This is a genomic window from Paenibacillus sp. 01T431 (genome assembly GCF_056398625.1).
Genome location: NZ_JBFTPT010000014.1, coordinates 174838 through 199029, shown reverse-complemented (window position 1 = coordinate 199029; position 24192 = coordinate 174838). Strand labels below are relative to the sequence as shown.

Sequence of the window (24192 nt, the reverse complement as noted above, 5' to 3'; positions counted from 1 at the left end):
ATGATGCCCGGAACTGCAGGACAGCTGAGGAACGGAAACAAAAGCTCCGGCGCTTGGATAGCAAGCAAACTGGGTTATTCCGTACTATATATCGTGTTATCGGTCGTTGCCATATTGCAAATTTTCCCGCTCGTATGGCTGCTGTTTTTCTCGCTTAAAAACAATCAGGAAGTATTCAATCTTCCTCCGCTGTCACTGCCTATGAATCCTAGGTGGGAAAATTACGAGAAGGTATGGAGCGCTGGAAATATTGATGTTTATTTTTTTAACAGCGTATGGATTACAGTTGTTGCGACGGTGCTTACGATTGTGTTAGGCAGCCTAGTTACCTACGCGATAACAAGGTTGAAGTGGAAAGGAAGCTCTTTTGTACTCGGTCTATTCATGGTTGCGATGATGATTCCGGTGCATTCGACGCTCATTCCGTTGTTCAGCATTTTCAACAAAATACATCTTATTGATCATCCGTTGTCGCTTATTTTGTCTTATGTAGCGTTCAATATGCCGATCACGATTATGATCCTGCTTGGCTTCTATTATGCTTTGCCGCGTGAGGTAGAAGAAGCGGCGGTTATCGACGGCTGCTCCGTGAACAAAATATTTTTCCGAATCGTACTGCCGATGACTGGCTCTGTTATCGCAACGACAGGCATTATTAACATGATTTATAATTGGAATGAATTTATTTTCGTTAATACATTTATAAGCTCAGATGCCTATAAAACGCTGACGGTCGGCGTGCAAAACTTCATCGGCCAATATACGACGGACTGGGGCGCAATCGGCGCTACATTAATGATTAGTATATTGCCAATATTGATTGCATTCCTATTCTTAAGCGATCGTATCGTTGAAGGCATAGCAGCAGGTTCGGTCAAAGGCTAAAGCTGATGATGGGACGTCGTCCGCTTGGCAGTATCTGAACCGTACAAGAACCTCCAATCACAGCAGTGATTATGGAGGTTCTTTCGTTTATGCAAAGGATAAAAAAAGAAAGCTCTTAGGAACGATGCTCAGCTCCCAAAAGCTTTCTTGCTTCATTAATGATTGTCGTATATAAAATAATCAAAGTCTGCGTGCAGGCTGCGTCCCGATGTATCCTGACACTGCATGCCGACGAATGCGCCTGTGAAGAAGCCGCCGCCTTGAATGTAGTCATCCGATAGCTTGTAGCATTCGAAGTTTACAGGCAGACGAGTCCAGCTCTTGCCATCAAACGAATAAGAGTAGTAGTACAGTGTATTCTCTACGTCAACACGGACATGCACATAGGTAACGTCTTCTGGAATTGCTATTTCGTTTCCTTGAAGCGGCTCAGAGAACGAAAAATTATCGCATGCAACAAGCTGCAAAATTCTTCCCTTTTCCTCATTCCATGAGATTTGGCAGGATGTCCAGTTTTGCGTATTGTAGTAGTTCACAAGCCCAGCTGATTGTTGGAAGGACGTCGGTTGAAATGCGATTTTTGTTTCAGCTGTAAAGTTGAAATGCTGCCATCTCCTTGCGATAAATGACTGCGTAAATTTAGAAGTCAATGATTCTTTGCCGTATAGACGAAGATGTCCAGGGTTATCGGTCAAAGAAACAATTTGATCTCCTAAAGGGATGCGCAGGCTTTGGAAATGCAGATTTAGCGTGCTGCTATCGAAATCATCCTTAACTGGATAATCGCGTTCCCATTTCACTTCGGGAATGTTAGGTCCTTCAATGACAAGGGATGGCTGGTTGCCGCCAACGACATAAGGCCAATCATTGCGCCATTCGAGCCGCTGAATAGCTGTTTCTCTGCCAAGCGGGCAGTAACCACGCGGATCAAGCAGCGGCTGGCCTTCTCTAGAGAGAGGTCGTCCAACAAGATGCACTAAGAACCATTCGCCGGTATGCGTTTGAACGATAGAAGCATGGCCAGCCTTTTGCAATGGAATACGCGGTGCATGGAACGATGAGATTAACGGATTTTCCGGATGCACCTCATATGGTCCGGCAAGCTGTTTGGAGCGAGCGATGGTCGCCTGATGCTCATATTTGGTGCCGCCCTCAGCCGTAAGCAAGTAATAGTAGCCATTCATTTTATAAAGGTGAGGAGCTTCGGTCAGCTTAATCTCGGTTCCTTTGAAAATAATTTCAGGTTTGCCGATTAGCTTCTGCTCGCTCGCGCTGTATTCCTGAAGCAAAATACCATAGAAGTTGTGATGGCCGACCCGTTGATCCCACATCATGTTTACAAAATACTTTTTGCCGTCCTCGTCATGGAACAACGATGGATCGAAGCCGGAGCTATTCACATGAATGGGCTCGGACCATTCGCCATCAATCGTGTCGCAGGTAACCAAATAGTTGTGGCAGTCTTTCCATTGCCCTTCGGTCACTTTCACATCGGTATAGATGAGCCAAAATTTATTGTCGCTATAGGATAGTGCAGGAGCCCAAATACCGCCAGAATCAGGATTGCCCATCATGTTCAGTTGGCTGAGCCTGCTTAAAGGTCTTGCGGCAAGCCTCCAGTTTTTTAAATCCTTAGAGTGGTAAATGCCAACGCCGGGAAACCATTCGAAGGTTGAAACCGCAATATAGTAGTCTTCTCCTACACGGCAAATACAGGGGTCTGGATTAAAGCCAGGTAAAATCGGATTTTGGATGGCAGTCATATCTTTTCTCCTTTTTAGGAAATGAATTGTAATCTATACTATCTATATCATAGCAATGATTTTAACCCGTTCCCATATCCATACCATGTTGATATTTACCCAAATCAATCATATTTTTGGGTATGCAAATAAGGAAGGAGAAATGCGCGCTTATGCAAATGAAAATAGAGTCCGCTAGAAAGGAATTTATGCTGCCTGATATGGATTCCACCTTCCGTGTTTTTGCAGCACACTGGCGTACGGTTGATCCGGAATGGAAATACCCGCTGCATAAGCATCCTCTATTTGAAGTGAATCTCGTATTATCGGGAACGCAGGAGATGAAGGTTAACGGACATGGCTATAAGCAAGGTCCAGGTGATCTTATATTGCTCAATCCGGGGGACAATCATGAAAGCTCTGTCGCTAGTAATGATGAAATGACCTATTACTGCTTGCATTTTGACGTCGATGAGAGGTCTTTCCGTGAGCTTCTTATTCGCAATAGCCGTTGTTTTCACGAAGCTGGCAGTGAGCTGGCAGTAGCAATCAAGCCAGCTTTGGATAAATTAATGGCATTAACCTCTGAAGAAGCAGTGGTACGAGTAGAATCTCGCATGAATATTTTGTCTGCTTTATTTGAACTGTTTGCTGGATTAAGCGGTACGCTGTCTGAGCTTAACCGCGGCGATGAGGCTGGTGCACGGAAATCGGCTGCAGCAGCACAGATTGCGACAATGCTGGAGCGTACGGTTGAGGGTGCGGCAAGCAGAAGAGAGCAGGAGGATGAGATGGAGACGATAAAATTAATTGCGGATTCGGTGGGTTACAGCATGTCGTCGGTCAATCGCATGTTTACCCAGGTGTATGGCGTGTCTCCCCGTCAATATTTGTCCACTTTGATGCTGAAAAAAGCGAAGCTGCTGCTGATGAATCCCGAAGCAACGGTAGAGTCGATATCGGCGAGGCTTGGCTACCATAATATTGCGCACTTCAGCAGGCAGTTCAAACGCTGGACGGGAGAGTCGCCAAGCAGCTTCCGCAGCCGTTTCCATGAATAAGCAAAACGCTTCATCTTGAATGTGCAATATACTATAATTGGAAAGTGATCATTATATTATCTTATTTGGTGGTGGAAACTAGTGTCAGCTGAAATTACTTATGGAAGCAAAGAAGAAAGCGAATATGTGAAAAGAAAACTGATCGAGTTTAATCATGGGCATGTCCCCGACGAGTTGAAAAACAATTATGAGGAAATAAACCTGACGATAAAGGATGATGAAGGCAAAATCCTTGGCGGACTATTAAGCGTCTTTTGCTGGAATTGGATAGAGGTCGATATTTTGTGGGTAGATCAAGCTCTTAGAGGCACAGGTCTCGGCAGCCAGCTGCTATCCCAAATAGAGAAAATAGCTAAAGAGAAGAAATGCACCTTCATTAAGCTAAACACGTTTAGTTTTCAGGCGCCGGAATTTTATAAGAAAAACGGTTATAGAGAAGTGGCGGTTTTTGAAGACGCGCCCTTAGGCAGCAAACATTATTATTTTCGAAAAGATATTAGTCCGTTGACTTAAATTAGATGCGACTGCGGTTATTGCTTTGAAGTCGGCAGCAGAGCAGCAACAATTATTTCCATCCCATCGTTATAGGATATAAGAATGAATGGGAGTGATGAACATGAGAAATAAAGTACTATTACTAACACTTAGCTTCATCTGTTTGTTTATCGTAGTGAACGCTAATTTTGTCCATGCTTGCTCACCTATCCCATGGAACTTTGAAGAGGCTTATGAGTCGAAAGCTATGGTTTATGGCAAGGTGGCTGATATAAGTGAGGACGGAAGAAAAGTTACACTGGCTGTTACTTCATATGCTGGACCGGGCAAAGCGCCGCAGACGATTTATTTGCCAGAAACGATAGACAATAGAAGCAAATATCCAGCTGGAAATGCATGTCCTGATTTTTCTATGAAGTTCAAATCCGGTGAAGAATACGTCTTTTTCTTATCTGACATCCCTCCTAATCTTAAATTGCTATCCCCAAGCTGGATAACGGCATCTAAAGTAGAAAATGGGCAGGTCGAAGTTGGATATCCTAATGGTGAAACAGACTCCTCGCAAGATCGGTTGAAGGAATTTGCAGATTCAAAGAATTACGAGATACAGTCGCCACATAGCACATCTCCTATTTGGGGAAAAAGCGATAAGTTATTAGTGCCGTCCATGATCGTAGTTGGCTTGCGCATCATGTTAGGACGTATTTAATGTTGTGAAATACGAATGAATAACAGCTAAATCCTAGTTACAATAGGGGGAACGATTCTCCCTATAGAAAGGGGAATAGCGCCTTGGAATTAACGTACTTAAAAACATTTCGCGAAGTAGCAAAGTGGGGGAGCTTCACACGAGCTGCTGAAACTCTGGGTTATGCGCAGTCGAGTATTACGACTCAAATTCAGAAGCTTGAAGAATCGTATGGGGCAGTTCTAGTGGAGCGATTTGGGAGGAAAATGAGGCTAACGATGGCCGGGGAAACGCTATTGCAATATGCCGACGATATCGTTAGGCTGCATGAGGAGTCAAAAGAAGTTCTCTCCACACAGTCGAAGGGCACGCTGACCATTGGTACGATTGAGACATTGGCTGCTTTTTTCCTCCCCCCGCATCTTCAGGCGTATCGTTTAAGCTACCCGCAGGTTAACATTGTCATTCAGCCGGGGAATGAACCGGTAATTATCGAGAGTGTAAAAGAGGGAGCTTTAGATGTCGGGATCATCTTAGATCCGCCGTTTGCTGATCCTGAGCTTCACAGCTGTATTTTGAGGGAAGAGGAGCTTGTCATCATTGCAAGTCCCGATCATCGCTTCGTAAGCTTTGATAAGGTGCAGGTTGAAGATTTGGAGAACGAATCGATGATTTTAACAGAGAATGGCTGCACCTACCGGGCTATGCTGCTCAAGGTACTCAAACATAACCATGTGAATTATACATTATCGTATGAGTTTGGCAATTTAGAAGCGATTAAGCAGTGTGTGATGTACGGTCTTGGAATTGCTTTATTGCCGCGTATTGTCGTTGCTGATGCGGTTCAGAAAGGCGAGTTGATTGCTGTTCCTTTTGCGCACCCCGATTGTAAGTTCTATACACAGCTCATCTATGCCAAGAAGAAATGGAAATCCAAAGCGTTTACGGGGTTCTTAGAGCTTGTTGGCGGGGTTAATCATCAAAATTAATGAAGTGTACTATAGATTTCTATCGATAACTCCATTGTTTAAGGCTGTGCTACATTGTATTTAAGAAATCGAACGGCTTAAATATAACAGCCCAAATGGAGGCAGCGGAAATGGAAAACGAATCTTATGTATCGCTTGTTCTTGAAACACCAGCAGCTTCACCGGAGGATACCCATCGTCATTATATGAACAAACTGGCTGTAGAAACAGATGTTTCTGACGTATGTCATGATATGAAGCGGGGCGTTCATGACTTTCTGCTCATCGATGTTCGCAGCGCAAAAGCTTATGAAGAGTGCCATGTTCCTGGTGCGATTAACCTGCCGTCCAATATGATTAATGAGGAGAGGACTTCATCCTTCTCAAAGGAACAAGTCATTGTTGTATACTGCTGGGGGCCGGCATGCAATGGAGCTGCCAAAGGTGCCGCTCGTTTATCTGGGCTTGGCTTTAAGGTAAAGGAGATGCTTGGCGGCATGGAATATTGGCGTAAGGAAGGAAATGAGGTAAATGGCTTGTTAGATGGGTCTGCCCCTTTAATCGGGTAATGAACAAGCCGCGGCTCTCAGGAGTACTAAAACCTGATAACAAATCATTATAGTTAAACTTTATCGGATATGGAAATATGCAAATGGTAAAATGAAGCTATGTTAATAATGAGAGGGTTTTAGAGATGGAAAAAGAACTAACTTCCTTATTTGATCAGTATCATGAGCAGCATCATTTTTCAGGTGCAGGATTAGTGAACAAAGGCGGCAAGGTCATATTCGCCCGAGCATACGGCTTTGCACATAGAGGATTTAAAGTGGCAAACCAGATGAATACGATGTTCGATACAGCTTCGATTACCAAATTGTTTACTGCAGTTGCGATACTTCAGCTTGTTGAGCAAGGCAAAATAAAGCTGGAAGACCGAATTACAGCGATCATCGACCTCACTGGCACCAAAATACCAAGCGACGTTACGATCACTCATTTACTTACGCATACGTCAGGTATTGCTGATGATGCAGATGAAGAAATGGGAGAGAGCTACGAGGATTTGTTCATAAACAAGCCCAATTACTCGATAAGAGATTGTGCTGATTTTATTCCTCAGTTTGCGTATAAGGAACCCAAATTCAAGGCGGGAACTAACGTCAGCTATAATAACTGTGCATTTGTGCTGCTAGGCCTCGCGATTGAGAAAGCAACCAATGGAAACTATCGAAGCTATGTAGATGAACATATATTTCGTGCTTGCGGGATGCAGAATACAGCATTTAGCTCAAAAGATGAGGGAGATGCTCCTATTGCTGAAGGCTACGCCGCCATTTATGACGAACAAAATATAGTCGCGTGGCGTAAAAACATATATTCCTATCCGCCAATGGGTACTTCTGATGGAGGTGCATTTACTACTGTCAGCGACCTTGACTTGTTCATGCGTGCACTCATTAATGGAAAGTTGTTATCCGAGGAGATGACGACCGAGATCATGAAGCCTCATTCTGCCATCGAACAAAAGTATGAATGGGGCAAAATCGTAAACGGATATGGCTTTCATTTTCTCTACAATAATGATGGCAAACTAATTCGAATGTATAAAGAGGGTTCAAATGCAGGTGTAGCTGCTATGTTTGCCTATTACCCGGAGATGGATTCTACCAGTATTATACTGGCAAATCAAACCTGCAACGTATGGGAGCTGCATTTCAAAGCAGAGCAGCTGTTGCTGGCTGAAGGTAATTAAATCGGTGCATATGGTCTGCTGTAATTAAAGAAGAGGACTGTTGTAGCTGCCTAAACGGCAAGCTCCAACGGTCCTCTTCTTTAATTATATTATTCTGTCACAATTCCGTAGATGAGTACGGGTGGTGTTACGCTGCTGCCGATGCGGATGTTTTCGTAAATGATATTAAGCACATCATCAACATTCTCACGGTTGGAATGAATCGTAACGAGGGATTCACCTGTTTTAACCGCATCGCCGATTTTTTTATTCAGCATGAGGCCAACAGCCAAATCAATTTCCGATTCCTTCGTCGCACGTCCAGCTCCAAGCAGCATCGCTGCAGTTCCGATCTCATCGGCAATTATTTCAGTGACCACGCCGTCTGCTTTGGCAGGCACTTCAATCAGATAAGGCGCTTGCGGCAATTTCTCAGGATGATCCACAACCGAAGGATCGCCGCCTTGATTAGCGATAAATGATTTGAATTTTTCGAGTGCTTTGCCGTTGCGAATAACTTCCTTCAGCATTTCCTCGGCTTCTTCTAGAGAGCTAGCTTTATTCGCAAGAAACACCATTTGGCTGCCTAGTGCAAGGCAAAGCTCTTCCAAATCTTTAGGTCCTTTTCCTTGAAGTGTATCGATTGCTTCTTTCACTTCAAGCGCGTTGCCGATTGCGAGTCCAAGCGGCTGGCTCATATCCGAGATGACGGCCATCGTCTTACGGCCAACGTTATTGCCTATGCTTACCATAGCATGTGCAAGTTCCTTGGCATCTTCAACGGTTTTCATAAATGCGCCAGCGCCTGTCTTCACATCAAGCACGATAGCATCTGAACCGGCAGCAATCTTCTTGCTCATAATCGAACTGGCAATGAGCGGAATAGAATCTACCGTTGCTGTAACATCGCGCAAAGCGTATAGCTTCTTATCAGCTGGCGTCAAATTGCCGGATTGTCCGATAACCGCAATTTTATCCTTGTTCACGAGGTTCACAAATTCATCCTTGCCGATTTCCACATGGAATCCTGCAATGGCTTCCAGCTTGTCAATTGTACCGCCAGTATGTCCAAGACCGCGGCCTGACATTTTGGCAACCGGGATATCCAGTGCAGCAACAAGTGGAGCAAGTACAAGCGTAGTTGTATCGCCAACACCGCCAGTGGAGTGCTTATCTACCTTCACGCCTTCAATTGCCGACAGATCAATCGTATCGCCGGAATTCACGATCGCCATCGTTAAGTCAGCGCGTTCGCGCTCTGTCATATCCTTGAAGAAGATAGCCATAGCCAAGGCACTAACCTGATAGTCAGGAATTTCATCCTTCGTATAGCCTTCAATAATAAAGTTGATTTCCTCTGTTGTAAGCTCTCCGCCATCACGTTTTTTCTCAATTAGGTCAACCATTCTCATGTTGTTGTCTCCTCGCTGTTCATTGATTATTTAATATCAAATTATAGTGAAATTACGGTTTCAAGAGCAACTTCCATCATATCGTTAAAGGTGCTTTGACGCTCTGCCGAAGTCGTTTCTTCGCCAGTTAGAAGATGGTCGCTTACCGTTAGAATCGTTAGTGCGTTGACGCCGTATTTAGCTGCAAGAGTATAAAGTGCTGTTGTTTCCATTTCTACACCTAGAACGCCGTGATCCATCAGTCTTTGAACGATTGTCTTATCATCGCGGTAGAAAGTATCCGAGCAGAAAATATTGCCGACATGCAATTTAAGCCCTTTTTCACTACCGCGCTCATAGGCTGCCTTCAACAAGGAGAAGCTGCCGATTGGCGAGAAATCATATCCGCCAAAAACATGGCGATTAACGCTGGAATCTGTACAAGCGGCTTGCGCCAAAATAACTTCACGAACATGTACGCTTTCCTGCATAGCGCCGCAAGTGCCTACACGAACTAGATTTTTAACGCCATAGTCCTTAATCAATTCATTCACATAAATACTGATTGAAGGGACGCCCATACCAGTTCCCTGCACGGATATGCGATTTCCTTTATAAGTACCTGTAAAACCTAGCATGCCCCTAACTTCGTTATAGCAGATGACATCCTCCAAATAAGTATCCGCAATATATTTGGCTCTTAGCGGATCACCCGGCAATAAAATAGTTTCTGCAATTTGGCCTTGTTCGGCTGCAATATGAACGCTCATCAACATTCTCCTCTAAAATCGTTATTTTAATTGTCCCAAAAAGCTTTTGCCATGCTCTGGCATCTTAACTCCGAAGTTTTCAGCAATGGTAGCCCCAATATCTGCAAAGGTTTCGCTTATCGGCAGAGCTTGACCAGCTTGTTGAAAACGCGGCGAGTATGCGAGTAGAGGCACATATTCACGAGTATGATCCGTACCATGATAAGTCGGGTCATTGCCGTGATCGGCTGTAATGATCAGCAAATCCTGATCCGTTAATTTGGCAAAAACCTCTGGCAAACGAGCATCATATTCTTCCAATGCTTGTCCATAGCCCTTTGGATCGCGGCGATGCCCGAATAGCGCATCAAAATCAACGAGGTTCAAGAAGCTGATTCCCGTAAACGATTCGTCAAGGGTCGCGATAAATTGATCCATGCCATCTGCATTGGACACTGTACGCACCGTTTTCGTAACACCTTCACCATCGTATATATCGGATATTTTACCAAGAGCGATGACATCAAATCCACCATCTTTTAGCTCATTCATTACTGTTCTATTAAATGGCTTCAATGCATAGTCATGGCGATTGGATGTTCTTTTGAAATGGCCTGGCTCGCCAACAAAAGGACGTGCGATAATTCTCCCCAGCATGTAGGGATCTTCCAGTGTGATTTCTCGGCAAAATTCACAAATTCCATAAAGCTCAGACAGTGGAACAACCTCTTCATGAGCAGCAATTTGCAGCACGGAATCAGCAGAAGTGTATACAATCAGTGCGCCCGTCTGCATATGCTCTTCACCAAGCTCGTCGATAATTTCAGTGCCGCTTGCAGGTTTGTTTCCAATGACCTTGCGACCGGTATGAGCTTCAATGCGAGCAATCAATTCCTGCGGGAATCCATCTGCGAAGACGCGAAATGGTACTGCAATATGAAGTCCCATGATCTCCCAGTGGCCCGTCATTGTATCTTTGCCATTGGACGCTTCTTGCATTTTTGTATAATAAGCAAGCGGCTGGTCTGCGACCTTCACTCCAGCAATTTCCTTAATGTTGGATAGTCCGAGCTTAGCCATATTAGGCATCTCCAGACCTCCGCATTCCCGTGCGATATGACCGAGTGTATCGACATCAACGTCCCCGAAGCTGGCTGCATCCGGCGACTCGCCGATACCTACAGAGTCCATGACAACAAGGTGAATTCTTTGAAACTTGTTCATTGGTTTTAGGCTCCTTGTTATTTAATAAACAGTCCGGCAATAATGGCAGACAAGACGCTAACTAAAGTAGCCCCGTACAACAATTTTAACCCAAATCGAGCCACGACGTTACCTTGTTTTTCATGCAGGCCTTTCACAGCGCCGGCAATGATGCCGATCGATGAGAAGTTGGCGAATGAAACTAAAAATACAGAGACAATGCCGACAGCGCGAGCGGACAAATTAGGATATTTTTCTAGCTCAAGCATAGCGACAAACTCGTTGGATACCATTTTTGTAGCCATAATGCTTCCTGCGTCGACTGCGTCTTTCCATGGAACACCCATGATAAAAGCGAAGGGAGCAAAAATATAGCCTAACAGTTCTTGGAACGAGATGCCAATGATACCGCTGAAAAGTCCATTTACGAGCGCGATCATGGCGATAAAACCGATAAGCATAGCTGCGACGATGATAGCAACCTTGAAGCCATCTAATATATATTCGCCCAACACTTCAAAGAAGGATTGTTTTTCTTCTTCTTGCACCTGCAAAATATCGTCTTCCGGCTCAACCTTATAAGGGTTAAGAATGGAAGCGATGATGAATCCGCCAAACAGATTCAAGACAAGCGCTGTTACTACATATTTTGGATCGAGTATTTGCATGTATGAGCCGACGATCGACATCGACACCGTAGACATCGCCGAGGCACACAATGTATACAACCGATGTTTAGGCAGCAACCCGATTTGTTTTTTAACGGAGATGAAAACCTCTGATTGTCCCAAAATTGCAGAAGCTACCGCATTATAGGACTCCAATTTGCCCATGCCATTTATTTTGCTCAAGACAAGACCGATATATTTGACGATAAACGGCAAAACCTTGATGTATTGCAATATACCAATGAGCGCGGAAATAAACACGATTGGCAGCAGCACACTTAAGAAGAAAGAGAACTGTCCTTCATTCAGCAAGCCGCCAAATACGAATTCAATCCCGGTATGGGCAAATCCAAGCAATTTCTCAAACATACTGGAGAAGCCTTTAATTAAGACAGCACCAGCAACGGTATTTAATAGAACGAAGGCTAAGATCACCTGCAGGACGACCATGATAATTAGCGGTTTATAGCGAATGTTCTTTTTGTTATTGCTCGCGATGTAAGAAAGCCCAAGAACAACAAGCAAACCTAATATAGCGATTAAAAATTTCATGGTTCATTCTCCTAGTTAGTTAATATTGTGCGAGTTTAGAATTACTATGAAGCGCTTACAATAGATTCACAGATTACTATTTCATATCGGAGGCTTGAAAAGCACCTGGCAGCAGCTGTGCCATGGTCCATTCTTCTGTATGCCCATGGAGATTTGTTAAATAGATTTTTGTATTCTCATCACAAAATTCGGCCAATACCTGTCGACAAGCGCCGCATGGAGATACAGGACCTTCGGTATCTGCCACTACTGCAATAGCTTCAATGATGCGTTCACCTTCGGATACCGCTTTGAAAATAGCCGTTCGCTCAGCGCAATTCGTTAATCCAAACGATGCATTCTCAATATTACAGCCTCGGTAAATGCGTTTGCTGCCTGTTAGTAGAGCGGCACCAACTGCAAAATGCGAGTAGGGGATATGAGCATGCTGACGGGCTTCAATCGCTTCTTTAATTAACTGTTCCTTCATCCTAAAATCCTCCTGTAAAGGCTGCTCCAAATTGGAGCAGCACCATCATATCTATTTAGTAAGAAGAGGTCGATTGCTCGCCTTCCATAATCTTCACGCCTGAGCTGGCACCGATTCTTGATGCGCCTGCTGCAATCATTTTTTCCATATCTTCAAGACTGCGAATGCCGCCGGAAGCTTTAACGCCGAGCTTGTCCCCAACCGTTTTGCGCATAAGCGCTACGTCTTCAGCAGTTGCTCCGCCAGTTGAAAAACCTGTCGATGTTTTCACGAAATCCGCACCCGCACGATCAGACAACTGACTAGCGCGTACTTTTTCATCGTCTGTAAGCAGTGATGCTTCGATAATTACTTTCACAATGGCTTTACCAGCAGCGGCTTCAACAACAGCTTGAATATCTTTTTGTACAAAGTCGTCGTCGCCATCTTTGAGTGCACCAATGTTAATGACCATATCAACCTCAGTCGCTCCATTTGCAATAGCGTTCTTAGCTTCAAAGGCCTTTGTCTCCGTAGTAGAAGCCCCTAATGGAAATCCGATTACTGTACAAACCTTAACGGTGCTGCCTGCCAATTGCTCAGCAGCGTAAGCTACCCAAGTTGGATTGACGCAAACGGAAGCAAAACTATATTTTCTCGCTTCTGCCGTTAATTTTGTAATCTCAGACTTTGTGGCATCTGCACGCAAAAGCGTATGATCAATCATTCCAGACAAATTTAACATAGCCAGTTCACCTTCCCCTTATACGAATGCTTAATTTCACGCTTATAATAACACGACTTTGAACATATGTAAAATCATAAATGAACAAATGTTCAATCCTAATGTTGGATAATGTAGATTATAAGGAAAAATTCATGAGTTGTACTTACAATGAGCTGATACCCGAGCTTAGAGGTGTATGTTCCGCAACATTCTTTCAGAAAAAAACGTTTTACATTTGGAATGGAAAAATGTAGTGTGTCATCTTTTTGAGATTTGTATACATTAAAGGATTTGTTTTTTTCATCTTATAAAAAGGAGATAAAACAATGTCTGACTTAAAACCATTTGATGCTAATATCATGAAACTAGGCAGCACAAATACACAAGAAGCGTTTCATGCGATACATAATTTGAAAAAACAAGGGACAAGTGTAATTCCAGCTTTAAGCGAACAACTGCAAGTAACGGATGTATCTGTACGTACTATGATCGTTGTTGTACTAGGTGAGTTTGGCGAAGCAGCATCAGAATCTGCTGCTCAGGTTGCTGCCTTGTTGATGGAGGACAATGAACAGCTCAGAATGGCCTCTGCATTAACTTTAACGAGAATAGGCAGCCATAGCGTCCCTTATTTACTGCAAATACTCGCTTCCACAAATGATAAAGCTTGTTTTTGGGCAGCATGGGCATTGTCTTTCATTGATCCCGCTCACATTAATGATGAATCAATTGAACGGTTAAAGCATACCCGAGAAAATCCTGATAGCCCGATTGAAGTTTTTGCAGCGGAAGAGGCATTAGGGAAAATATTAGCCAATCGGCTTCAAAAGTAGAACGAAAAAGCCTTGCGAGGCAATCTCGCAAGGCTTTTGATACCTTTTCACACGGAAATGCAAAAAATGGATAAAAATAGGAGTGTTTGGATGAATAATCGTTTTAAGGCGAGAATATCTTTTTTTACGTATATAGCGCTTCTGTTTACTTTAGATAACTATTATTCATTTATGATCTTTAATTTATTTCTTGCTTTTGCAGCACTGGAGCTGTCTTTTTTGCTGCCTTTATTTAAGTCGCATAAGAAAAGAAATATGCTGGTTAGTTTTGTTTTCTTTATCGTTTTCATCCTGCTCTCGCCAAATGTGTTCTACGTTGTAACCGATCTGATTCATCTCAATTTCTTTTCGTTTGATTATATGGAGGGACTTCACGTTAATGAGTGGTGGAACTTCTTTGTGTTAATCAGCGGGGTTTTCATAGCTCTATTTTTTTACATTTTAATGATCAAAGAGATTCAACTGCTTCTTATAAATACGAAGTGGAATAAACTGATTTTATTTGGATTTATGCTGCTCGGCGGTCTAGGGATTTATATAGGAAGATTTTTACGCTTTCATTCTATTCATTTGTTTACGGAGCCTTTGTCTTTATTGAAACAAGTGCTAGATTCATTAAACGGAAATTCATTGCTGTTCATCCTATGGATGAGCGTTTTACAATTTATCGTTTATTGGTTTTTTGTAGATTCAAAAGGGAATGAAGCTTGATGGAGGGAACACCTTACTTATAGAAATTTAATAAAAACCTCCTGTTAATTGAGCTGATTCAGCTGCTTTAACGGGAGGTTTTCCTATTGTGCTATCTTTTCGTCTTATAGTTACGGCTGCCGTATTACCCTCCGTTGTGAAACTTTCCTCACTATTTTTTTAAATACCATATAGCAGAATGATACGGCAGGCGCTGGGTCGCTTAGGCTCCAGATGGCAGGCGCTCTTTTGACAAAATGGGATTTAACGATTGGCAGGACGCTTAACTGTTTGGTTCGGACATAATCGCGCGATGAAATAAGATCTTCAAACAAAAAGCAGAAGGCGATCCCTGTATCGCTTGTAATCGCATAGCTTCCAATCGGCTTGCCTACAAGCTCGTTGTAAGCGAGCAGTGGGAAGTTAACGCCACATTTTTGTAGGAGAGGGTCCAGTGTAGTCGTTCTTGCATTAATCTCCAGCAAATAATACTTGCCGGTTACCGCATCTTTCTTGAATTCAATTTCGGCGAAGCCCTTATAGCCAATCGCTTCTAGAAAAGGGGCACCGATGTGGTAAAGCTCCTCTATGTACTTTTGCTTTGTAAAGGAAGAAGCGCCAAAGTTAATCGGGAATTGCCGTAGTTTTTGACAGGTCATCCAGTGAGTTACCTTTGAACTCTGATCCAAGTAGGCATCAAGTGTATAGACATGGTCATCGAAGCCGGGAATAATTCTTTGCACGATAACCTGAAGTTTAGCTTGCCTCGATTTCTCGATTGCAGCTCTCATTTCCTCCAAGTTATGGCATGTGAATATTTTGGCTCGGAAAAAGTCCACGAAAGCTGGAGAGTCCGTGGGTTTCACGATACATGGAAAGCCGATCTCAGCAACGACTCTTTCTTCAAATCGTTCCTCAGCTGGGCTGATCGATTCTGGCACTAATACACCGTGTTTTGTTGTAAGGGTATGGAGATACTCCTTATCCATAATATTGCTCCAAAAGCCTTGAACGTTCATATTTATATGGTAGTACTTTTTGAGTTCGTCCAAATAAGAATCAACGAACTCCACATAAGGGTCGACGCTCGGAAAAAGGACAGGCTTCTTGTCCTGCTGTTTGGCGTAGTCGATTAAATAGTGCAGAAGCTGTTCCTTCTGCTGTTTATAATGAGGAACAATAATTTGCTCGCTTAAGTATTTGGATTTGGCGCCATATGTATTTTGCTTGGAATAATCCATTGCTACTGTATAGATCCCCTTGGAGCCGAGGCCTCTTATGATGCTTAAACCTGTGTAAAAGTTTGAGCCAAGTATGACAGCTTTATTTTCCACCAAACAACACTCGCTTCCTTAGTCATATGAAATAGTTATGTCATTCGCGTTGTTTTCAATCTCTCCTAAATATTGCTAAATATATCATGAGGGCATTTCATTATCAAACACATTTTGATGGATATAGCCATTGCCTGCTCTACTGTATTAGAATAGTTATGCAGGGAATTATTGCAAGCTTAAGTATCTTGTAAGAGGAGAATGGCCATGACACGTGTTCAAGCCGTAATTACTAATCCCTTTTTCGATAAGCCTTTATGGCTTCCAAAAGCAGAGAGCCTAGAAAATGCATATTTATCAAAAAATTCAAGCGCAGAGGATGTTGTTATTTTTCTGACAGTGCTATGTGGCATGAATGATATTGATATAAATAAAGAACCTAATAAAGTGGTAAAAGAACTCATTAATACAGATGAAATTGTACTGAGCGGCGGGATTGCTTTTGAGAGTCATAGCCATGTGATACTTCCCAGTTGTTGCTGTGGATTGGAGCAATGGAAGGAGGTCCTTGACGCGGTCATAAATAAGAAAAGTGCCTGGCTAGGACATGATCCCTTTCCATCTATCGAATACTTGGATCAATCAGTAAGGATTTGGTCGGATGATTACTATGGAGTGATGAATGTAAAACCACCAACAGAACAAGAGAAGCAGAAAATGTTTTTTATTGAATATAACGATATTGAATTGATTGAACAACTGGAGAGTATTGAAGATGATCTATTGGATTTCTTTAAATACGCATTGGTCAAACAATTATCGATGGTCAATGCTGAGCTATTGGACAAGTTTTTCTTGAAATATTGTGAGTGGCTTAGCTTGGAAATAAAATAGCCACCAATCAAATAGGGAGGAACAAGATGAGAAAATGGATAGCGTATTTGGTAGTCGCAATTGCAGTCTGCGGGTTAATCATTGGCATTAATAAACCATTTGAAAAAGGCGATTATATTCTAGAGAAGCAACTTAACAGCAATGACGCTCCAACCCTATTTGTTGTCTATAACATTTCCAAAAAAGAGGCTAAATCCAAATCGCTTTCTGATTTTTTGAATAACGAAAATCATAACGATCTGATGATTATTCGCGTTGATGATAGAGAGCTTTATAATGACCTGAGGATCGGCGAAAGAGTAACGATCAAAACAAAGGGTTACACGATGTTGTCATCCCCACCTCAAGCGGTAGCGGATGAGATTATTAGGCATTCTTGAGCTGCTCTAACGCCGCTTCAATAGGTTTGTCTAGTCGTGTATTCTCCTTGATGTCACTCCAATAAACGATCAGAACGTTTCCTTCCTGATATAATCTCGGAAACGATTTGGAATCGGCATTTTCTGTTTGTTTATTGAGTTCTTCAGCCCCATTAATACGATCTTTTTCAGATTGAAAGATATAAAAATGCATAAACTCAGGTTCATTTTCTTTCTTATCTAGTGGCATTCCTACGGAATAGACCTCGGGAATAACATCGTTTAATTTCGGTGGGTAACCTGTTATCCCATAGGATATTAGCTCTAACTTCTGAGCTTCAATCGCTTTAGTTACATCCTCTAAAATAAACTTATTTTCCTTGCTATTTGTATCTTTGGAGCATCCGCCTAAGATGATGATGCATAATAAAATGAAAAATACTGGTTTTATTTTCGACATTACCGATAGTACACCCCCAACATAATAATAATGCTGCCTTGCGACATTTACTTGTAATCATATAGACACCTTAATGATTGATAAGGTTGCATAATTTGGATGGATTAGCCATTTGGAAAGAGTTAAAGTCTAACGAATCGTAAAGAGCTTATTTTGCGGAAAAGAGATGTTTGAAGATGCTAACGAATCACAGCAACGCTAATAGGTACTTTTGTACACGAAAAGGGATGTTTTGAAGGAAATAAGGTTGCTGGTGTTCGTTACATTTTTTAAAAGCGGAAATGTAGGCGGATAACGTGTATCAGATTCGTTACAGGTAATGATGGTACCTATGGTACCGCTTGTATCTCTGTTACCTCAGGTACCTTTGGAACTGCTGGTATTTTTGATACCTCTAGTACCTCTAGTACCTCTAGTACCTCTAGTACCTCTAGTACCTCTAGTACTGCTGATACTGCTGGTTTCGCTGGTACCGCTGGTATCTTTGGCACTTCAGGTACCTCTGGAACTGCTGGAAGTGTTGGTACTGCTGGTATCCCTGGCACCTCAGGTATCTCTGTAACCGCTGGTATCTCAGGCACCTGAGGTACCTCAGGTACCTTTGGAACTGCTGGTACTTGCTGTCACCTCCGGGGTACTCATGATACTTCTGGTGGACAGTTCTACGTGTTACTTTACCTTTTCGCATACAAATGCAGATGCATCGCTATATACAAACTAAAACGCAAATCGGCTGCTAGAAGGCTGCGCCTTTCGTATATGCTCTCCGTATTTCGGAATGCTCACCGTAAACTGCGGTCTTGTGCTATATTTTGAGAGAGTAACGATGATAGTTCCAAACCATACATATAAGGAGGCAATCCGATGATGAGCGTGCATAGCAACAACAATGATGTAAGCGGTTTCGTTAGAGCGGAAGGTAAAAAGTTGCTTAATGGAGACGGCAAAGAAATTGTGCTGAGAGGCGTTGGGTTCGGAAGCTGGCTGCTGCCGGAAGGCTATATGTGGAAGTTTCCGCAAGGCGGAGACCGTCCGCGCAAAATCGAGGCGATGGTCAAGGAATTAATCGGCGAAGAGAAAGCAGCACAGTTCTGGGATAGTTATGTGGAGCGTTATGTGGAAGAGATTGATGTCCGCGAAGTAGCGAAGCAGGGCTTTAATTCCGTGAGGTTTCCAATCAATGCCCGCGGAATTCTAGAACAAGGCGAAGAGATCATTTTTAATGAAAAAAGGCTTGCACGAATTCATGAAGTGATTGAATGGTGCAGAAAGTATAAGCTGTATGTCATTTTGGATTTGCACGGGGCGCCAGGCGGGCAGACGGGAGCCAACATTGATGATTCGGAAAATGATTTGCCGGAGCTGTTTACGGATCGCCGCAACCAAGAGCTGACGATCGCGATTTGGCGAATGTTCGCAGAGCGCTATAAAGACGATTGGATTATTGCCGGATATGACCTCTTTAATGAACCTCTTCCGGATTGGTTTAATCAATATAACGACCTTGTAGAGCCGCTGCACAAGGAAATTACAGCAGCGATCCGTGAAGTGGACAAGCGCCATATGATCATTATTGAAGGGGTGCATTGGTCAACGGACTGGAGTGTATTCACAGAGAAATTTGATGATAATTTAATGCTGCAATTCCATAAGTATTGGAACAACCCCGATACGGAAAGTATTCAGAAATATATAGATAAGCGTGAGGAGTGGAATGTGCCGATCTTCATGGGTGAAGGCGGTGAAAATAACGCACAGTGGTACAGCGGAGCATTCCAAATGTTCGAGGATCATCAGATTTCGTGGAATTTCTGGACGTGGAAAAAGATGAACACATCAAATTCTCCATACTCTATTCGGATGCCGGAAGGCTGGAATCTGCTGACGGCTTATTTGGAGGGCGGCGCTAAACCGGATGAAGCAACTGCGGAAGCGATCTTAAATGAATATCTCGATAATCTTAAAGTGGACAACTGTGATGTGTTCCCAGGCATATCCCGTGCGCTGCTGCGTCACCTTCCGCTCCAGATTCCTGCTGAATTTTATGGACAAGGTGAGGGTGCCGGCTTTGGCATCGTGAACAAGAAAACGAACAAGACAGGACTGCGTGCAAGTGACGGCGTGCCAATGAGGATGATTACGGGCAAGACCGAGATGCCAAGCTATCATTCAGAGGGCGGCAAGGTTTGGGCAGAGGATAATACGCTTTGTGTTGAGCTGCATCAAGGAGATTGGCTCGCGTATGATGCTTTGTGCGTCGAAGCAAAGTCATTTGATCTGCATGCAGGGCTGCTAGCAGCTGCGGGTCAAGCGACATTATCCATTGAACTAGAAGGCCAAGAGCCGGTGAGCTGTGAGGTAAACGGTGAGGATTGGACGGAGAGCCTGCTTCTAAAGGACATTCATCTACCAGCTGGAGCAGTTCGTGTCATCATCCGTATTTTAAGCGGCAGTGTAGATTTGGATTGGATTGAATTTTCGTTTGCTAAATAGAATGAAAAAAACAAAATGTGATGCGAGGCAGGTTCTGCCAGCATCACATTTTTTTGTGCGCAAAAAACGGTAGATGCACCCAAAACCGAAAAATGGTCACCTGAATACGAAATCTAAAGCCTTACGAGACAGGAGCCAACAATCTACAATTAAAGTATAAGAGATGCAAGGGCTTACATCAGATTTTCAACAGCATGGGGGTAATTATTTTGAAAACACAGCTAGGTTCAGCGCCTGCTTCCTTGCCTGCTGCGGACGCAAAGGCAGCAAGAAGCAAATGGTTCAAAAAGTTGTACAGCCAACGGCACATTCAAATTATGGCGTTACTAGGCGTGCTATGGATGATTATATTCAACTACGTTCCTATGTATGGCGTTATTATCGCCTTTAAAGAATTCAACATTGTCAAATCCATAAGCGAGGCGCCTTGGGTTGGCTTTATGCACTTTAAGGAGTTTTTCCAGGATGAGAGCTTCGTTGATGTCATGAAAAATACACTCGGCATCAGTCTTATCAAACTTGCGATCGGATTTCCACTACCTATTATTTTTGCATTATTTTTAAACGAGGTTCGTTCGGTCGGCTTCAAAAAAGCGATTCAGACCATTTCGTATTTGCCTCACTTTTTGTCATGGGTTATTCTCGGCGGTATTCTTGCCACTTGGCTTTCGGATGTTGGGATTATTAACAACGTTCTTCTTGCTCTTAATTTCATCGATGAGCCGATTTCCTATTTGGCAGAGCCTAGCTACTTCTGGAGCATCATTATTACATCAGATATATGGAAAGAGCTTGGCTGGTCCGCCATTATCTATCTAGCGGCTATTGCCAGCGTATCGCCAGAGCTGTATGAAGCAGCAACGATTGATGGCGCAGGACGTTTTCAAAAAATGTGGTACGTCACTTTGCCTAGCATTAAGGCGACAATCTCCATCCTGTTCATTCTAGCAGTGAGCGGCGTGCTTAATTCGAACTTTGACCAGATTCTAGTGCTGCGCAACTCATTGAACGAGAGCGCGAGCAACGTTATCGATATTTATGTTTATCAGACGGGTATGCAGCAAGGACGTTATTCTTACTCGACTGCTGTCGGATTGTTTAAGTCTTTAATCGCATTAATTCTATTGCTTATTGCAAACCGAGTAACGAAAAAAATGAACGATACTTCACTGTTCTAGAAACGGAGGCGACTAACCGTGTTTAATATTAAACGTAAAACAAAAGGAGAAGCATTTTTCGATATCTTCAACAATTTCGGTATGCTGCTCATTTGCTTCGCGACCCTATATCCGATTTGGTATGTGCTGGTCAATGCCTTCAATGAAGGGCAGGACGGCATGCGCGGCGGGATCTACTGGTGGCCGCGGGTATTCAGCATCGAGAGCTTCGACGCGGTTTTCCAAAGCAGCGGCATCATGACTGCGATGGGAATTACCGTAGCCAAAACACTGCTTGGCACGGTGCTTCACGTGTTTTTTACGGCGATGGTTGCTTATGCATTCTCACGCAAAGGCCTCATCGGCGGCAAAATATATATTCTCTTCGGAACGGTTACTTTGTTCTTCGGCGGCGGTCTAATCCCGACCTACCTGCTTATGAGAGACCTGCATTTACTGGATAACTTCATGGTCTATATCATTCCCGCCATGTTCAGCTTCTTCGATCTTATTATCTTCATGACCTTCTTCCGGGATATTCCGGATGGCCTTGAGGAAGCTGCTAAAATTGACGGAGCAAATGACTGGTCGATCTTTGTGCGAGTGATTTTGCCCGTATCGATGCCGGTTATCGCTACAATTGCTTTGTTCCACGGGGTATACCAATGGAATGATTATTTTGCCGGCGTAATCTACATGAACAACATGGACATGCAGCCGATACAAACTTATTTGTACCGTATTGTTGCTCAGTCCAGCTCTAGCCAAATGTTGGCCGCTATCCCTGGAGGTATAGGGAAATCCGTTACTACACAATCCATCAAGCTGGCTACGATGGTTGTCACGACCCTTCCAATCGTTATCGCTTATCCGTTCCTGCAGAAGTATTTCGTAAAAGGAATGATGATCGGTTCGATTAAAGGTTAACTTATGGCAGTACCTTCCGCCCTTTATTGAGCAGAGGATTGCATATATAATCATTCATACAGAGAAGGGGAAGACAAACATGAACAAGAAGCTTAAGCTCAAAAATGTATTGATGCTGATGGTCGCAACGGTTCTAGTCTTTACGACCGCTTGCTCTTCAGGCGGCAACAAAAACAATGGCAAGGAAGAGGGCAATGGCGCTCCTGCTGAGCAAGTGAAGCTTACTCAGGACGATAAGGGCTGGGAAGTGGATAAAAGCCCGATTACGTTCGACTGGTACATCAACTTCTCTTGGTTCCCTAACAAATGGGGCGTAGATGCGACTTCGAAATATATTACTGAAAAAACTGGCGTTAACATTAACTTCATCGTTCCAGCCGGCAACGAAGCTGAGAAGATGAATACAATGATCGCTTCGGGCTCTTTGCCTGACTTTATTACACTAGGCTGGTACGAAGATGCGGTTAAGAAAATGATCGAAGGCGATCTAGTCCTTCCGCTGAACGAGCTTGCTGATCAATATGACCCTTACTTCTACAAAGTAACAGACCCTGCTAAGCTTTCTTGGTACAAACAAGAAAACGGCAATGTATACGGTTATCCGAACTCTTCCTCATCACCTAAGGACTATGAGAAATTCGGAGACAACATTACATCCACGCAAACCTTCCTTGTGCGCAAAGATATGTACGAAGCACTAGGCAAGCCGGATATGCGTACGCCGGAAGGCTTCTTGAATGCACTTGAGGCTGCGAAAAAAATGTATCCTGATGTGAATGGCCAACCGCTTATTCCACTAGGCATGTATGATTTCAGCGACACAGGCAACGCGTCGCTTCAACATTATATTCAGAACTTCCTTGCTATTCCTTACGATAAAGATGGTCAGCTGTATGATCGCAATACAGATCCTGAATACGTAAAATGGCTGAAAACAATGCGTCAAGCGAACGAAGACGGCTTGCTGTCGAAAGATATCTTCATTGACAAGCGCCCGCAAATGGAAGAAAAAATTGCACAAGGCCGTTATTTCGCAATGCTTTACGCTAGATCTGACCTTGCAAACCAACAAAATGCACTATTTGCAAATGATCCGAACTCCATCTACATTGCTGTAGACGGTCCTGCTAATACTAACCTTGATCAGCCGACGCTTGCTGGTCCATCGATCTCAGGTTGGACAGTTACACTGATCTCCAAAGATGTGAAAGACAAAGCGCGCGCGATTCGTTTCCTAGACTATTTGATCTCGGAAGAAGGACAGCATGATACGTTCTTCGGTAAACAAGGCGTAACTTGGGATAATATTGATGGCAAAGATCAGTTCTTGCCAGACGCATTGAATCTATTGAATACAGATCGTGGCGCTTTCGACAAGCAGCTTGGCGCATCCCACACGTTCTGGATGATGATGGATACGAACCTAACGCCAATCTGGTCTCCGCCAGCTGTTGAGCCATTCAAGCAATTGGAAGATTGGACTCGCGGCAAGGCGAAGAGCTTGTCGGAATTCGACCAGTTGAACCCAACTGGCACTTCAGCCGAAGGTATTATGAACACAAAAATAGATCAAGAGTTTGGTAAAGTATTGCCAAAACTAGTGCTTGCTAAATCGGATGCAGAGTTCGATAAAATTTGGGGCGATTTCCTAAAGAAACGTGAGACTCTTGGATTCAGCAAAGTACAAGCCTACAAACAAAAGAAATACGAAGAAAATGTTGCGAAGTTGGACGCAGCAAAATAATATAATCATTTCTACCACTTAGGGGGAAGACCCCAGCGAAAGGTACTCCAGA

At 43.3% G+C, this 24192-nt stretch carries 25 protein-coding genes; 15 read left to right on the top strand and 10 right to left on the bottom strand.

What is annotated here, in order from left to right:
• Positions 1–885 carry a carbohydrate ABC transporter permease gene (locus AC1DM9_RS24610; protein ID WP_076268734.1) on the top strand — a complete coding sequence of 295 codons (885 nt, stop codon included), beginning with the start codon at positions 1–3 and terminating at the stop codon, positions 883–885.
• Positions 886–1040: 155 nt separating this feature from the next.
• Here the strand turns inward: AC1DM9_RS24610 and AC1DM9_RS24605 are convergent, their stop codons facing one another.
• The gene (locus tag AC1DM9_RS24605; protein ID WP_441878745.1) at positions 1041–2648 is read right to left on the bottom strand and encodes a glycoside hydrolase family 43 protein; all 1608 of its coding nucleotides are present in this window, start codon (positions 2646–2648) and stop codon (positions 1041–1043) included.
• 152 nt (positions 2649–2800) lie between these two features.
• Here AC1DM9_RS24605 and AC1DM9_RS24600 point away from each other — a divergent pair, with 152 nt between their 5' ends.
• The 6 genes from AC1DM9_RS24600 (at position 2801) to AC1DM9_RS24575 (ending at position 7592) form a co-directional block, all read left to right on the top strand.
• The gene (locus AC1DM9_RS24600) at positions 2801–3688 is read left to right on the top strand and encodes an AraC family transcriptional regulator (RefSeq protein ID WP_477582695.1); all 888 of its coding nucleotides are present in this window, start codon (positions 2801–2803) and stop codon (positions 3686–3688) included.
• Positions 3689–3769: 81 nt separating this feature from the next.
• The gene (locus tag AC1DM9_RS24595; RefSeq protein ID WP_477582693.1) at positions 3770–4201 is read left to right on the top strand and encodes a GNAT family N-acetyltransferase; all 432 of its coding nucleotides are present in this window, start codon (positions 3770–3772) and stop codon (positions 4199–4201) included.
• Positions 4202–4304: 103 nt separating this feature from the next.
• Positions 4305–4892: a hypothetical protein gene (locus AC1DM9_RS24590; protein WP_441878741.1), complete on the top strand. Its 588-nt coding sequence runs from the start codon at positions 4305–4307 to the stop codon at positions 4890–4892.
• An 83-nt stretch (positions 4893–4975) separates the two neighbouring features.
• A complete protein-coding gene (locus AC1DM9_RS24585; RefSeq protein WP_477510854.1) occupies positions 4976–5860 on the top strand; it encodes a LysR family transcriptional regulator in 885 nt (294 codons plus the stop codon).
• Between the two features lie 110 nt (positions 5861–5970).
• The gene (locus AC1DM9_RS24580; protein WP_477549076.1) at positions 5971–6408 is read left to right on the top strand and encodes a rhodanese-like domain-containing protein; all 438 of its coding nucleotides are present in this window, start codon (positions 5971–5973) and stop codon (positions 6406–6408) included.
• Between the two features lie 125 nt (positions 6409–6533).
• On the top strand, positions 6534–7592 hold the full coding sequence (locus tag AC1DM9_RS24575) for a serine hydrolase domain-containing protein (RefSeq protein WP_477582691.1): 1059 nt from the start codon (positions 6534–6536) through the stop codon (positions 7590–7592).
• Positions 7593–7681: 89 nt separating this feature from the next.
• Here AC1DM9_RS24575 and AC1DM9_RS24570 read toward each other — a convergent pair whose 3' ends face one another.
• The 6 genes from AC1DM9_RS24570 to deoC form a co-directional block, all read right to left on the bottom strand.
• Complete coding sequence (locus AC1DM9_RS24570; RefSeq protein WP_339206672.1) at positions 7682–8983, bottom strand: pyrimidine-nucleoside phosphorylase; 1302 nt, start codon at positions 8981–8983, stop codon at positions 7682–7684.
• Positions 8984–9024: 41 nt separating this feature from the next.
• Entirely contained in the window at positions 9025–9732 is a 708-nt protein-coding gene (gene deoD, locus AC1DM9_RS24565; RefSeq protein ID WP_477549078.1) for a purine-nucleoside phosphorylase, read from the bottom strand.
• 21 nt (positions 9733–9753) lie between these two features.
• Positions 9754–10935, bottom strand: coding sequence for a phosphopentomutase (gene deoB / locus AC1DM9_RS24560; protein ID WP_477582689.1), 1182 nt, complete (start codon positions 10933–10935; stop codon positions 9754–9756).
• Positions 10936–10952: 17 nt separating this feature from the next.
• Positions 10953–12134 (bottom strand): NupC/NupG family nucleoside CNT transporter, encoded by a 1182-nt coding sequence (locus AC1DM9_RS24555; RefSeq protein ID WP_477549079.1) that lies wholly within the window; start codon positions 12132–12134, stop codon positions 10953–10955.
• A gap of 76 nt (positions 12135–12210) precedes the next feature.
• A complete protein-coding gene (locus AC1DM9_RS24550; RefSeq protein ID WP_076268745.1) occupies positions 12211–12603 on the bottom strand; it encodes a cytidine deaminase in 393 nt (130 codons plus the stop codon).
• Positions 12604–12658: 55 nt separating this feature from the next.
• Entirely contained in the window at positions 12659–13327 is a 669-nt protein-coding gene (gene deoC, locus AC1DM9_RS24545; protein ID WP_339206677.1) for a deoxyribose-phosphate aldolase, read from the bottom strand.
• 308 nt (positions 13328–13635) lie between these two features.
• Here deoC and AC1DM9_RS24540 point away from each other — a divergent pair, with 308 nt between their 5' ends.
• Together AC1DM9_RS24540 and AC1DM9_RS24535 are read left to right on the top strand one after the other, a co-directional pair.
• Positions 13636–14142, top strand: a complete 507-nt coding sequence (locus AC1DM9_RS24540) for a HEAT repeat domain-containing protein (RefSeq protein WP_477582687.1) — start codon at positions 13636–13638, stop codon at positions 14140–14142.
• Positions 14143–14232: 90 nt separating this feature from the next.
• Positions 14233–14853 carry a DUF1361 domain-containing protein gene (locus tag AC1DM9_RS24535; RefSeq protein WP_477510849.1) on the top strand — a complete coding sequence of 207 codons (621 nt, stop codon included), beginning with the start codon at positions 14233–14235 and terminating at the stop codon, positions 14851–14853.
• 110 nt (positions 14854–14963) lie between these two features.
• On the opposite strand, the gene AC1DM9_RS24530 is transcribed toward AC1DM9_RS24535, so the two are convergent.
• Positions 14964–16166 carry a carboxylate--amine ligase gene (locus AC1DM9_RS24530; protein WP_477582779.1) on the bottom strand — a complete coding sequence of 401 codons (1203 nt, stop codon included), beginning with the start codon at positions 16164–16166 and terminating at the stop codon, positions 14964–14966.
• Between the two features lie 207 nt (positions 16167–16373).
• Between AC1DM9_RS24530 and AC1DM9_RS24525 the strand changes: the two genes are divergently transcribed.
• Complete coding sequence (locus AC1DM9_RS24525; RefSeq protein ID WP_477549082.1) at positions 16374–17000, top strand: hypothetical protein; 627 nt, start codon at positions 16374–16376, stop codon at positions 16998–17000.
• Positions 17001–17026: 26 nt separating this feature from the next.
• A complete protein-coding gene (locus AC1DM9_RS24520) occupies positions 17027–17380 on the top strand; it encodes a DUF3221 domain-containing protein (protein ID WP_477582684.1) in 354 nt (117 codons plus the stop codon).
• On the opposite strand, the gene AC1DM9_RS24515 is transcribed toward AC1DM9_RS24520, so the two are convergent.
• Both AC1DM9_RS24515 and AC1DM9_RS24510 read right to left on the bottom strand, forming a co-directional pair.
• On the bottom strand, positions 17367–17819 hold the full coding sequence (locus AC1DM9_RS24515; RefSeq protein ID WP_477582682.1) for a hypothetical protein: 453 nt from the start codon (positions 17817–17819) through the stop codon (positions 17367–17369). The genes AC1DM9_RS24520 and AC1DM9_RS24515 overlap by 14 nt on opposite strands.
• Positions 17820–18148: 329 nt before the next feature.
• Positions 18149–18364: a hypothetical protein gene (locus AC1DM9_RS24510; protein ID WP_477582680.1), complete on the bottom strand. Its 216-nt coding sequence runs from the start codon at positions 18362–18364 to the stop codon at positions 18149–18151.
• A 319-nt stretch (positions 18365–18683) separates the two neighbouring features.
• Between AC1DM9_RS24510 and AC1DM9_RS24505 the strand changes: the two genes are divergently transcribed.
• The 4 genes from AC1DM9_RS24505 (at position 18684) to AC1DM9_RS24490 (ending at position 24140) form a co-directional block, all read left to right on the top strand.
• Positions 18684–20312 (top strand): glycoside hydrolase family 5 protein, encoded by a 1629-nt coding sequence (locus AC1DM9_RS24505; RefSeq protein WP_477582678.1) that lies wholly within the window; start codon positions 18684–18686, stop codon positions 20310–20312.
• Positions 20313–20554: 242 nt separating this feature from the next.
• Positions 20555–21490 (top strand): ABC transporter permease, encoded by a 936-nt coding sequence (locus AC1DM9_RS24500; RefSeq protein WP_339209495.1) that lies wholly within the window; start codon positions 20555–20557, stop codon positions 21488–21490.
• Positions 21491–21571: 81 nt separating this feature from the next.
• Positions 21572–22396, top strand: coding sequence for a carbohydrate ABC transporter permease (locus AC1DM9_RS24495; protein ID WP_083682147.1), 825 nt, complete (start codon positions 21572–21574; stop codon positions 22394–22396).
• Positions 22397–22475: 79 nt separating this feature from the next.
• The gene (locus tag AC1DM9_RS24490; protein ID WP_339206686.1) at positions 22476–24140 is read left to right on the top strand and encodes an extracellular solute-binding protein; all 1665 of its coding nucleotides are present in this window, start codon (positions 22476–22478) and stop codon (positions 24138–24140) included.
• Positions 24141–24192 lie beyond the last annotated feature (52 nt).

Bases quoted from the DNA above. Each gene is read 5' to 3' on its own strand.
- AC1DM9_RS24515 (WP_477582682.1), bottom strand. From the start codon at position 17,819: ATGTCGAAAATAAAACCAGTATTTTTCATTTTATTATGCATCATCATC.
- AC1DM9_RS24610 (WP_076268734.1), top strand. From the start codon at position 1: ATGATGCCCGGAACTGCAGGACAGCTGAGGAACGGAAACAAAAGCTCC.
- deoC (WP_339206677.1), bottom strand. From the start codon at position 13,327: ATGTTAAATTTGTCTGGAATGATTGATCATACGCTTTTGCGTGCAGAT.
- AC1DM9_RS24600 (WP_477582695.1), top strand. From the start codon at position 2,801: ATGCAAATGAAAATAGAGTCCGCTAGAAAGGAATTTATGCTGCCTGAT.
- AC1DM9_RS24520 (WP_477582684.1), top strand. From the start codon at position 17,027: ATGAGAAAATGGATAGCGTATTTGGTAGTCGCAATTGCAGTCTGCGGG.
- AC1DM9_RS24575 (WP_477582691.1), top strand. From the start codon at position 6,534: ATGGAAAAAGAACTAACTTCCTTATTTGATCAGTATCATGAGCAGCAT.
- AC1DM9_RS24540 (WP_477582687.1), top strand. From the start codon at position 13,636: ATGTCTGACTTAAAACCATTTGATGCTAATATCATGAAACTAGGCAGC.
- AC1DM9_RS24495 (WP_083682147.1), top strand. From the start codon at position 21,572: ATGCTGCTCATTTGCTTCGCGACCCTATATCCGATTTGGTATGTGCTG.
- AC1DM9_RS24570 (WP_339206672.1), bottom strand. From the start codon at position 8,983: ATGAGAATGGTTGACCTAATTGAGAAAAAACGTGATGGCGGAGAGCTT.
- AC1DM9_RS24490 (WP_339206686.1), top strand. From the start codon at position 22,476: ATGAACAAGAAGCTTAAGCTCAAAAATGTATTGATGCTGATGGTCGCA.
- deoB (WP_477582689.1), bottom strand. From the start codon at position 10,935: ATGAACAAGTTTCAAAGAATTCACCTTGTTGTCATGGACTCTGTAGGT.
- AC1DM9_RS24535 (WP_477510849.1), top strand. From the start codon at position 14,233: ATGAATAATCGTTTTAAGGCGAGAATATCTTTTTTTACGTATATAGCG.
- AC1DM9_RS24525 (WP_477549082.1), top strand. From the start codon at position 16,374: ATGACACGTGTTCAAGCCGTAATTACTAATCCCTTTTTCGATAAGCCT.
- AC1DM9_RS24550 (WP_076268745.1), bottom strand. From the start codon at position 12,603: ATGAAGGAACAGTTAATTAAAGAAGCGATTGAAGCCCGTCAGCATGCT.
- AC1DM9_RS24555 (WP_477549079.1), bottom strand. From the start codon at position 12,134: ATGAAATTTTTAATCGCTATATTAGGTTTGCTTGTTGTTCTTGGGCTT.
- AC1DM9_RS24505 (WP_477582678.1), top strand. From the start codon at position 18,684: ATGATGAGCGTGCATAGCAACAACAATGATGTAAGCGGTTTCGTTAGA.
- AC1DM9_RS24605 (WP_441878745.1), bottom strand. From the start codon at position 2,648: ATGACTGCCATCCAAAATCCGATTTTACCTGGCTTTAATCCAGACCCC.
- deoD (WP_477549078.1), bottom strand. From the start codon at position 9,732: ATGAGCGTTCATATTGCAGCCGAACAAGGCCAAATTGCAGAAACTATT.
- AC1DM9_RS24590 (WP_441878741.1), top strand. From the start codon at position 4,305: ATGAGAAATAAAGTACTATTACTAACACTTAGCTTCATCTGTTTGTTT.
- AC1DM9_RS24580 (WP_477549076.1), top strand. From the start codon at position 5,971: ATGGAAAACGAATCTTATGTATCGCTTGTTCTTGAAACACCAGCAGCT.